General features: G+C 66.0%; 10 protein-coding genes, 1 tRNA gene and 2 pseudogenes. 7 read left to right on the top strand and 6 right to left on the bottom strand.

The window, feature by feature from the left end; genetic code table 11:
- The 3 genes and pseudogenes from ACFXKG_RS40790 to ACFXKG_RS40780 form a co-directional block, all read left to right on the top strand.
- Positions 1–416, top strand: a 416-nt coding sequence (locus tag ACFXKG_RS40790; RefSeq protein ID WP_384850552.1) for a hypothetical protein, incomplete at its 5' end; no start/stop codon positions are given.
- Positions 409–618 carry an excisionase family DNA-binding protein gene (locus ACFXKG_RS40785; protein ID WP_384850549.1) on the top strand — a complete coding sequence of 70 codons (210 nt, stop codon included), beginning with the start codon at positions 409–411 and terminating at the stop codon, positions 616–618. The genes ACFXKG_RS40790 and ACFXKG_RS40785, both read left to right, overlap by 8 nt.
- A 33-nt stretch (positions 619–651) precedes the next feature.
- Positions 652–1,795: pseudogene (locus tag ACFXKG_RS40780) on the top strand (tyrosine-type recombinase/integrase).
- Between the two features lie 481 nt (positions 1,796–2,276).
- Here the strand turns inward: ACFXKG_RS40780 and ACFXKG_RS40775 are convergent.
- The 3 genes from ACFXKG_RS40775 to ACFXKG_RS40765 all read right to left on the bottom strand — a co-directional run bounded on the left by ACFXKG_RS40775 (position 2,277) and on the right by ACFXKG_RS40765 (position 5,041).
- Positions 2,277–3,584 carry a helix-turn-helix domain-containing protein gene (locus ACFXKG_RS40775; RefSeq protein ID WP_384850546.1) on the bottom strand — a complete coding sequence of 436 codons (1,308 nt, stop codon included), beginning with the start codon at positions 3,582–3,584 and terminating at the stop codon, positions 2,277–2,279.
- A complete protein-coding gene (locus ACFXKG_RS40770; RefSeq protein WP_384850543.1) occupies positions 3,571–4,164 on the bottom strand; it encodes a hypothetical protein in 594 nt (197 codons plus the stop codon). Before ACFXKG_RS40770 ends, ACFXKG_RS40775 begins: the two co-directional genes overlap by 14 nt.
- A gap of 157 nt (positions 4,165–4,321) precedes the next feature.
- Positions 4,322–5,041, bottom strand: a complete 720-nt coding sequence (locus tag ACFXKG_RS40765; RefSeq protein ID WP_384850540.1) for a TIGR02391 family protein — start codon at positions 5,039–5,041, stop codon at positions 4,322–4,324.
- Between the two features lie 203 nt (positions 5,042–5,244).
- Here ACFXKG_RS40765 and ACFXKG_RS40760 point away from each other — a divergent pair.
- Positions 5,245–5,830 (top strand): annotated as a pseudogene (locus ACFXKG_RS40760) (transposase).
- Positions 5,831–5,896: 66 nt separating this feature from the next.
- Here the strand turns inward: ACFXKG_RS40760 and ACFXKG_RS40755 are convergent.
- Positions 5,897–5,970, bottom strand: a tRNA-Gly gene (locus tag ACFXKG_RS40755).
- 230 nt (positions 5,971–6,200) lie between these two features.
- Between ACFXKG_RS40755 and ACFXKG_RS40750 the strand changes: the two genes are divergently transcribed.
- The 3 genes from ACFXKG_RS40750 to ACFXKG_RS40740 all read left to right on the top strand — a co-directional run bounded on the left by ACFXKG_RS40750 (position 6,201) and on the right by ACFXKG_RS40740 (position 7,561).
- Positions 6,201–6,422 (top strand): hypothetical protein, encoded by a 222-nt coding sequence (locus ACFXKG_RS40750; protein WP_384850538.1) that lies wholly within the window; start codon positions 6,201–6,203, stop codon positions 6,420–6,422.
- Between the two features lie 70 nt (positions 6,423–6,492).
- Positions 6,493–7,068, top strand: a complete 576-nt coding sequence (gene dcd, locus ACFXKG_RS40745) for a dCTP deaminase (protein ID WP_384850535.1) — start codon at positions 6,493–6,495, stop codon at positions 7,066–7,068.
- A gap of 7 nt (positions 7,069–7,075) precedes the next feature.
- Positions 7,076–7,561, top strand: a complete 486-nt coding sequence (locus ACFXKG_RS40740; RefSeq protein WP_384850532.1) for a phosphoribosyltransferase — start codon at positions 7,076–7,078, stop codon at positions 7,559–7,561.
- Between the two features lie 85 nt (positions 7,562–7,646).
- Here the strand turns inward: ACFXKG_RS40740 and ACFXKG_RS40735 are convergent, their stop codons facing one another.
- Together ACFXKG_RS40735 and ACFXKG_RS40730 are read right to left on the bottom strand one after the other, a co-directional pair.
- Positions 7,647–8,570: a Yip1 family protein gene (locus ACFXKG_RS40735; protein ID WP_384850529.1), complete on the bottom strand. Its 924-nt coding sequence runs from the start codon at positions 8,568–8,570 to the stop codon at positions 7,647–7,649.
- Between the two features lie 158 nt (positions 8,571–8,728).
- Positions 8,729–8,970, bottom strand: a 242-nt coding sequence (locus tag ACFXKG_RS40730) for a hypothetical protein (RefSeq protein WP_384850526.1), incomplete at its 5' end; no start/stop codon positions are given.

The raw sequence follows: 8,970 nt of genomic DNA, 5'->3' as shown, positions 1-8,970 counted from the left end.
CAGCCCGCCCCCTTGTGGATACCGCATGCCCCGGTGATACCGCACGAGCGACGAACCGTCAGCCCCTACGACTCCACGAGTTCAACCTCAGTAACTGCGGCGCTACCCGCCTGTCGCGTGGTCGCCGACCTGCCCTGAAGAAGAGGATCACGGTCGCCGTGTCGGCTTCTGCCCGGCTCGGCCTGGCCACGCCTGCACGTGTCGACGACGACATCACCTTCCGGGCCGGAAGCAACGCGCCCAGCGACCAGAACCTCACGACCGCCGCCCTCGCCTGCCTGCAGGAAGCCGCCGTCGTGCGCGTGCTGGGTGACTGGGGTCCACTTCAGCAACTGCTCCAATGGCAACGTCATCGACCACAGCAAGGGCTGAATCCACGCGCGCCGCCGCGCCAACAAGGAGCACCTCTTGCGTGAGAAATACCTGTCTATCCCGGAAGCGGCTGAGCTTCTGGGGACGACCGAGCGTTTCCACCGGCGGCTCGTCGCTGAGCGTCGTATCACCTTCGTGAAGCTTGGCGCGCACGTCCGCATCGCGGAGAGCGCGCTTTCCGCGTACATCGCGGCCAACACCGTCGAGCCGATCCGTCCCCGCCGCAGTGCCAGGAGGGTCGCGTAAGTGCCCAGGAAAGGCCCCAGCAAGGGCAAGAGCATGCGGAGATTCGGCGCAGTACGTCAGTACCGCTCCGGTCGTTGGACCACCTCTTACCTCGATTCGACGGGGGAGCGGCGGCGGGCCCCGGATGTCTTCGGCACGAAGACCGACGCCGAGGTCTGGCTGTCGCAGGTGGAGGCCGATCTCACCCGTGGAGACTGGCGAGACCCCGACGCGGGTGGGGTCAACTTCAAGGTGTACGCGCTGAAATGGGTGGACGAACGGGAGCTCTCGGCAACCACGGTTGAGCTGTACCGGCGGTTGCTGCGGCTCCACCTCCTTCCTCGGTTCGGGACGGTCAACCTTGACCAGATCACCCCGCCGAAGGTGCGTGAGTGGCGCGCGGAACGCCGCAAGGCGACCGGGGCGACGACCGTGGCCAAGGCGTACCGGCTGCTGAAAGCGATCCTCGAAACGGCCACCGATGACGAACCCATTCGCCGCAACCCCTGCCGCATCCGAGGAGCGGGCAAGGAGTCGCCTGCCGAACGCGAGATCGCCACGGTAGAGCAGGTGGACACGCTCGCCGAAGCGGTCGGCATCCGGTGGCGCCTCATGGTCTATCTCGGTGGCTACGGTCCGCTGCGGCCCAACAGGCGGAGCTTCGGCGCAAAGACGTCGACCTGGACGCGATGACGATCCGGGTCCGCAAGGCGGCGCCGGAACTGAACATAGGCGAACGTGCCGTGGGCGAGACCAAGTCGGAGGCGGGGAAGCGGTACGTCGTTCTGCCGGCCTTTCTCTCGCTGGACCTGAAGAGGCATCTCGACTGGTACGCGGAGAAGGGGCCGGAGGGGCTGCTCTTCGTGGGAGAGAAGGGAGCACCGTTCCGGCGCTCACCTTCGGACGGAAGTGGCGCAAGGCGCGGAGCGTGGTGGGGATGCCGGACGACCTCCGCTTCTACGATCTTCGTCACACCGGGCACACGATGGCCCCCCGGTCCGGGGCGACGCTCAAAGACGCGATGGTCCGTGCCGGACAGTCGTCCGAGAAAGCCGCGCTGATCTACCAGCACTCGGACCATGAGCGGCAGCGAGAGGTGGCGAGCGGATTGGACGAGATGGTCCGGGCCGCGTGTGCGAAGGGTGCTGAGCAGCAAAAGGAGCGGGAGGGTGGTGCGGAGGTGGTGCGCGACGCCTAGACCGGTCTAGACAGCACAAAGGCCCGGGTTGGGGATCACGTCCCTGACCTGGGCCTGAGTCATTGGAGCGGGTGACGAGAATCGAACTCGCGCTCTGAGCTTGGGAATCAACGGCGCTCCGGAGTGCCGCAGTGCTCTGACCAGGGATTACGTGTGTCCGCGAGGTGTACGGGAGCCGGTTGGATTGACCGCTTCTGACCCTGGTGTACCGCCTTGAAGGGCTGGGATGGGGCTGGCCCGCAACGAGCGGCTCCGTGGACCGGCTCAGGGCCGGCTGGGGCAGTAGACGAGCGGCTTCGGGCCTGGGGCCGCAGGGAGGTGTGCTCCCGCGAAGGGGAGGAACCCCCTCCGCGCGCATCAGCCGGGACCCGGCGGCAACATCGCTTTGGGTGACCGTCCACCTGTTTGACCGTGGCGAACAGCTCTGTCCGCGCGGCGAGGTAATGCCGACCGGCGGCGGAGGTTGTGGCGAACGGGCCCGTTATCGGGCCTGGGGCGTACGGTGCGAGTTCATGGCCTTCGATGCACCGCTGGCTTGGCGCCGTGTTGATGTAGGAAGGACTTGTCGGAGATCCGGCAGCGAACCGCGCCTGCGGCTCCTGAGGTCGATCGGCGACGGCTGTTGGACCAGCCGGAGCACCGGCTTCTGTTCCTGGACGCCCAGCAGGTTCTGCACCCTCTCGCTTGTCCAGGCGAGTTCATGAGCCAGTCGGGAATCCGATAGGCCCGCTTCCCTGGCAGCAAGGTCGAAGGCTTGCCCAAGCAGCGAAGGCCGTTCACCGGGGAAGTTCGAGACGGATTCCGCGGTGAAGCCCGGCTGGCCGTCGAGAGCGCGTAGGCGCTGATATGTCCTGCTGGCGGTGGCGTCGGAAATCAGCCCCAGCTCGCGGCAGCGGTAGACGCGCGAGTGGAGGGAGACTCCCCAGACTCCTCTGAGTTCGGCCAGGCGTGCAAGATCCATTCGTCGAGGCAGGAGCGGCAGGATGCTGTCCTGGGGGGTCAGGAACTCGGCGGCGAAGGCGTCTGCCTCCTTTTCCTGGCGGCTGTCACCGGTGGCGTCGCCGTGAAGCACAAGGTTGCCCAGCTCATGGGCAGCCGTGAACCGGTGCCGATAGATGCCATCGGCCCGGTTGGCGGTCAGAACGACGAGTGGCCGCGCGGCCCGGGTGGAGAAGGCGTCCACACTCGCGGCGGAAGGATCACTGGCAGGTGGCATGACCACCACGATCCCGTGGGATTCCATCCGCCTCACCAGGTGCGTGACGGGGCCGTCGCCGAGGCCCCAGCGCCTGCGCAGCTCGCGGGCGGCGGACGCGGGGTCGGTAGACAGCTCCTCGCCGGGGTGGACCTCCCCGCCGGCGAAACCGGGCAGATCGACGAGAGGCAACTGGATCCGCTGTTCCAGCGCGTACGTAAGCTCCCAGACCTGCTCGGCGAAGGCGAGCGCACGCTCTCGCTGGGACTTCGGTGTGCTGCGCAGGCTTCGGAAATGTGCCATGGAAGCGTCGAGCCGATTGGCCGGTCTTCCCAGCAGGAAGAACGTCACCGGAACCCCGAGGATCTCCGCGAGCCGGGGGATCAAGTCAGGTCGTGGCCTCGACACCCCCGTCTCGTACTGCCCCACAGCGGCAGGCGTCACCCCGAGTTGGGCCGCCACGTCCTTCTTCGTCATCTCCGCCAGCCGACGGGCTTGTGTCAGCCGGGTGGGATCGAAGGCGTCGGAGACAGCACGTGGTGTGGTGCCTCGTTCTTCCGTACCGGGAATGAGGTCTTGCTTAATGGGTCGCATCGTCTTCGCTGCTCTGGTCCTCGACGGGTTCTGCCTCGGTCTGCACGGGTACGTGCAGGGCCTGGTCCGAGGCGGTACGAGAGGACAGCGTAAGGGTGGGTTCTGTTCCGTCGGCGAAGCTGGTATGTGCCGTGACCTGGTTCGGAATGCTGATCGGCCGCAGCGTGTACGAGGTGACCGCCTGAGGCAGGTGGAGCGGCTCGGGATCGGTGGCCCATTCCAGCCGCCGGTTCATTCCGGGCGCCGCGATGCCCCAGTACGCCTCAAGGAGCTCGGAGGCGTTGCAGGCGAAAGGCACCAGGATCAGCTGGGTGCCCTTCGGGACGGTCGCCAGAGCGCCACGCGGTTCGGCGGTCGGGATGGTCGGTCCGAAGTCGAGGTCGAACGGGTCCTGGGTGTGCTTCGGCGCCGGTGCGAAGGTGAAGAGCTCCTGTACCAGCCGGGACTGGCTGGGGATGCGCGCGCTGCGTACGTCTGACTTGGTCTTGGAGTACCGGAACGGGTAGAGCAGCCCGCTGCCGATGAGCATCAGCTCGTAAGAGAACCCGAACGGCCGCCAACCCGCGTGAAAGCCTCGCATCAGCTCGGGACGGTACGCGGGAAGACACCAATAGTACCGAGGTTGCGGTAATTCGGTGCTGTACCGCAAACAGCGCCTCGTCACTGTTGAACCTGGTCGAGGGCGCGAGCGTGGAATCACTGGTCGTTCAGTGCCTCGAAAATTCTTTTTGGTGGCTCTAGAAAAGTTCAACGGATGAATTGTCAACCCAGCGGGCCAGGATGCTGAAAGCAGCAAGATGCTCTAGCGCCTCATGTTCGGGTAAATCGCCAAGAATGACTTCATGGCTATTAGGGTTCCGGATTCCCGCATAGCATCCCTCGGCAAAAGACCGTGCCCCTCTCTGCATACTGCGAAAAGTGTCACTTCCATCATCTGTAGTCAACCGGAGGCGCGGCTGGCCAGGTTTTGGGCGATCAGTAGAGAAAGCCGAGTTGAATAGTGCTGTTTCCGATGCATCCCGACGCCCTAGCTTATTCTGCGTCTCTGCATTTACTTGCTTCGCTGCAGCGGTAACAGCCTCTCGGAAGTGTTTACTCTGCCAGAGTGATCTTGCTCCATCCCACACCCAAGGATGGAGTGATCCAGCGCTAAGGCGGGGGGAATTGTCGCCCAGCTTCTCCTTGGTGTCTTCCTCCTTGAGGATGCGGGTGCGAATCTGAATAGCCATCTCTCGGTCTGGTTCCCAGCGGCGATCGAGGTGAATACTTCGTTTATTTTTCCATCTCGGGTCAACGTGACTGAAGATTTTCTCTACGATGTGGTAAAGCTCTATGATCTCATCCTTGCGCCGCCTTTTTCGAATCCCGAATAACCTGTCCGCTCCTCGAAGGGTTGTGAGTTCAATGAATCGGTCGAGCTGACTGATAGCCCACTCGGTATCTGCAATCCTGGTCATACCTCCATACTGACCTACTGTTGCTGGCAGTGTCAGGGAGTTTCCACTGCGTATAAACCTGTAGGTGGCGGTTCGAGGTCGGTCTGGGGCTGGAGCTTGCCAGCGGATCGGGCAGCTCTTGGCGTACCCGCTAACGAGTCCTTGCAGAATGATCTTCATGTGGCACGGTAGAGGGGCAGGTGACCTCGTTCCTCGGGGTGAGGATGGCTGGGCCGAAGCCATGGGAGATCAGTGACGAGCTGTGGGCGGTGATCGAACCCTCCTGCCCAGGCGCGAACGCCGCTACCGGCATCCGGGCCGATAGCGGATCGACGACCGCAAGACGCTGCAGGGGATCCTGTTCGCCTCTACACGGGCGTTCAGCGGGATTACCTGCCGCAGGAGTTGGGTTTCGGTTCGGGGCCGACGTCCTGGCGGCGAATGGCCGAGTGGCAAGCGGACGGCGTCTGGGATGCGACGTCACCCAGCTGTTGCCCCTGGTCGACGGCCGTCCGCCGGTGCGGGGCAAACGGGGCCGTCCCCGCCGCAAGCCGCGCGCGGTGTACGGCGACCGCGGGTACGCTCACGACATCTACCACCGACAGCTTCGCGACCCCGAAGATCGCTCACCGCAGTCAGCCGCACGGCTCGGGACTGGGTCGCGTCCGTTGGGTCACCGAGTCCGTCATCGCCCATCTCCACGGCCCCCGCCGCTTACGGATCCGCTGGGATGCACGCGACGACATGCACGATGCCTTCCTCCAGCTCGCGCACTGCATGGCGCTCGCTCGCAGACTCCCAGCTTTCTGAAAGGACTCCTTAAGAGAGGTCTAGACAAAAAAAGAACCCCCGGGTCGTTGACATGGGGGTTCTTTGTGGAGCGGGTGACGAGAATCGAACTCGCGCTCTGAGCTTGGGAAGCTCATGTTCTACCATTAAACTACACCCGCTTGGCGAGCCGGTGATCGGCTTCGCATCGTCGGACACTCTACCTCATCCCCGGCCCCGGGTGTCGCTCGCTCCCCGGTTCGGTCGGTGTCGTCGGGGGTCGGGAAGTGCGTTCGGCGGGCGGTGGGGGCGGGAGTTGGGGCGTAGGGTCGGGGCGGAGTGCCGCTTCTTGTGGTGTCCCGATCATCCCCTAGTGTGGGCGTTCGTCCGCGTTTGTTGGGGAAGGGACTTGATGGACTTGATGGAACGCACCGTCGTCCGCTGTGCCGAAGGGCACGTGTTCAGTACTGCTTCGTTCCCGATGCAGCAGCTCGGTGCCGGACGGATCGGCCCCGGCCGGCTCATCCGGTGTCCGCGGTGTGCGCGGTTGCGGCATGCCGTGCCCGTGGAGCTGTCGGTGGAGAGGGTGAACACGGTGAACAAGGTGGAGCGGGGTCAGGTGGAGCAGCGCTGACCCTGGGCGGGTGAGGCGCGCGGGGCTGCCCGATTGGGGTGGGCTCGCGCGCCTTGCGTATCCTCGGGGCGTGCTTCTCTCAGACAAGGACATCCGGGCCGAGATCGACTCCGGGCGCGTGCGCCTCGATCCGTACGACGCGACGATGGTGCAGCCTTCCAGTATCGATGTACGGCTCGACCGGTACTTCCGGGTGTTCGAGAACCACCGTTATCCGCACATCGACCCCGCCGTCGAGCAGGTCGATCTGACGCGTACGGTCGAGCCCGCCGGCGACGAGCCGTTCATCCTGCATCCCGGCGAGTTCGTGCTCGCGTCGACGTACGAGGTCATCTCGCTGCCCGACGACATCGCCTCCCGGCTGGAGGGCAAGTCCAGCCTCGGGCGGCTCGGACTGGTGACGCACTCGACCGCCGGCTTCATCGACCCCGGGTTCTCCGGGCACGTCACCCTCGAACTGTCGAACATGGCGACCCTGCCCATCAAGCTCTGGCCCGGGATGAAGATCGGGCAGCTCTGTCTCTTCCGGCTCAGCTCGCCGGCCGAGTTCCCCTACGGGTCCGAGCGGTACGGGTCGCGGTATCAGGGGCAGCGGGGGCCGACCGCCTCGCGTTCGTACCTCAACTTCCACCGGACGCAGGTGTGACACGGGCATGACCGAGCGCCGGGAGAACCTGTCGTACGAGAAGTTCGGCCGCGCGGTGCGCGAGCTGGCGCAGAGCATCGCGGACGACGGTTACGAACCGGATGTCGTACTGAGCATCGCGCGCGGCGGGGTCTTCGTCGCCGGCGGGCTCGCCTATGCACTCGACTGCAAAAATATTCATCTGGTCAACGTCGAGTTCTACACGGGTGTGGGGACCACGCTCGCGATGCCCGTCATGCTCGCGCCCGTCCCGAATCTCGTGGACTTCTCCGACAAGAAGGTCCTGATCGCGGACGACGTCGCCGACACCGGCAAGACCCTGAAGCTCGTGCACGACTTCTGCACGGGCCATGTCGCCGAGGTGCGCAGCGCCGTCATCTACGAGAAGCCGCACTCGCTCGTGAAGTGCGAGTACGTGTGGAGGCGCACCGAGTACTGGATCAACTTCCCCTGGAGCGTCGAGCCGCCCGTCGTGCGCCGCGGTGAGGACTAGCCAGGGGGAAGCAGGGGGCTTCAGGGACTTCCGGGGGCGGTGCGCCCGCCCCCGGCCTCTACGGCCCCCATAGCCCCTACGGCCCCTACAGGGTGCCGAGCTTCAGCAGCGACAGCAGCCCGATGAGCTGGATCGCCGACGCGCCCAGCGCCTTCGGCCACGGCAGGTCGTGCGACTTGCTCACCATCACCGTGAAGAGCGCGCCCGCCGCGACCCACGTCGCCCAGCCGATGATCTGCACCAGAGAGTTCTCGCCGCCAAGGAAGAGCGCGAAGAGCAGGCGCGGGGCGTCCGTGATCGACATGATCAGCATGGAGAGGCCCACGGTCGGCTGCCAGGCGCCGTCGCCGCCGAGCTGGCGGGCGAGCGAGTGGGTGACCGCGCCCAGGATCAGTCCGCCGATGACGAAGGCGACGGCCGTCGTGAGGACGTACGGGATGGCCGTGGTCAGCGTCGCGTTGATCGCTTCCTCACGGGCCGTGTCGAAGCCGAACAGCGCCAGCAGCCCGTAGAGGAACGTCACGATCAGGGCCGGGCCCCAGATCGGGTAGTCGCGCATCTGCAGGAACGTCTGCGCCGGGCGCAGGACGATGCCGCTCAGCAGGTCCTTCCAGGGCAGTCGCGGGCCGGCCGGAGCCGGGGCCGCGCCGGCCTGGTAGGGGGCGCCGTCGCCGTAACGGTCCTCGTCGATGCTGAACTGCTGGGTGTGCCCTGGGCTGTTGGCGTACGGGTCGCCGTGGTGCTGCGGCGCGCCGCCGTGCCCCTGCTGCTGCCCGTACGGGTCACCGAAGTACTCGGGTTCCCCCTGCCGGCCGCCGCCCCCGTACTGCGCGCCGCCCCCTTGCGGACCACCGCCCGCGGGGGGCCACTGCTGCCGGCCGTACGACGGCGCGCCCTGCTGACCGCCCCCGTATGTGGGGGGCGGCGCCTGCCGTCCGTACGGCTGCTGCTGCGGTTGCTGTTGCGACGTGCGGTTGTCCCGGCCGCGTCCGATCCTGAATCCAGCCACGCAATCGAACGTACCCGCTCCTGACAGGCGCGGTGACGGAGGTGGGGAACAGGAGGGCCTTTGCGGCCGAGCTGTGACATCCCTTAGGGGAACCCTGGGGGGTTCTCCCCAGGGGGTGTTACGTGTTCTCCGGCAACCTTGGAGCCCGTCAGGGGCCGTCAGGGGCCGTCAGGCAGGAAGATCGACGTGCTGAAGGTGAGCAGCGGGTGGGGGGCGAAGGCCGGTGCCTTCGCGTCGGGTCCGGAGGTGGGGGCGTAGACCGCCAGGAGGTCCGTTCGCTCGCCCCGGTGCGTTCTGGTGAGCAGGTAGCCGTTCGTCGCGCGCAGGATCTCGGTGGTCGCCCGGTCGCTCGGTACGCCCGGGAGCCGGGGCGCCGGGGGCTTCCGTACGGCCGGGAAGC

It is taken from the genome of Streptomyces sp. NPDC059255, from assembly GCF_042752355.1.
Lineage (GTDB): Bacteria > Actinomycetota > Actinomycetes > Streptomycetales > Streptomycetaceae > Streptomyces.
Note: the sequence above shows the minus strand (reverse complement) of the source record. Positions and strands in the feature narration are given on the sequence as shown.

What these genes read in the sequence shown, in the direction of transcription:
- ACFXKG_RS40750 (WP_384850538.1), top strand. Translation starts at nt 6,201, where the DNA reads ATGGACTTGATGGAACGCACCGTCGTCCGCTGTGCCGAAGGGCACGTG.
- ACFXKG_RS40765 (WP_384850540.1), bottom strand. Translation starts at nt 5,041, where the DNA reads ATGACCAGGATTGCAGATACCGAGTGGGCTATCAGTCAGCTCGACCGA.
- ACFXKG_RS40770 (WP_384850543.1), bottom strand. Translation starts at nt 4,164, where the DNA reads ATGCGAGGCTTTCACGCGGGTTGGCGGCCGTTCGGGTTCTCTTACGAG.
- ACFXKG_RS40740 (WP_384850532.1), top strand. Translation starts at nt 7,076, where the DNA reads ATGACCGAGCGCCGGGAGAACCTGTCGTACGAGAAGTTCGGCCGCGCG.
- ACFXKG_RS40775 (WP_384850546.1), bottom strand. Translation starts at nt 3,584, where the DNA reads ATGCGACCCATTAAGCAAGACCTCATTCCCGGTACGGAAGAACGAGGC.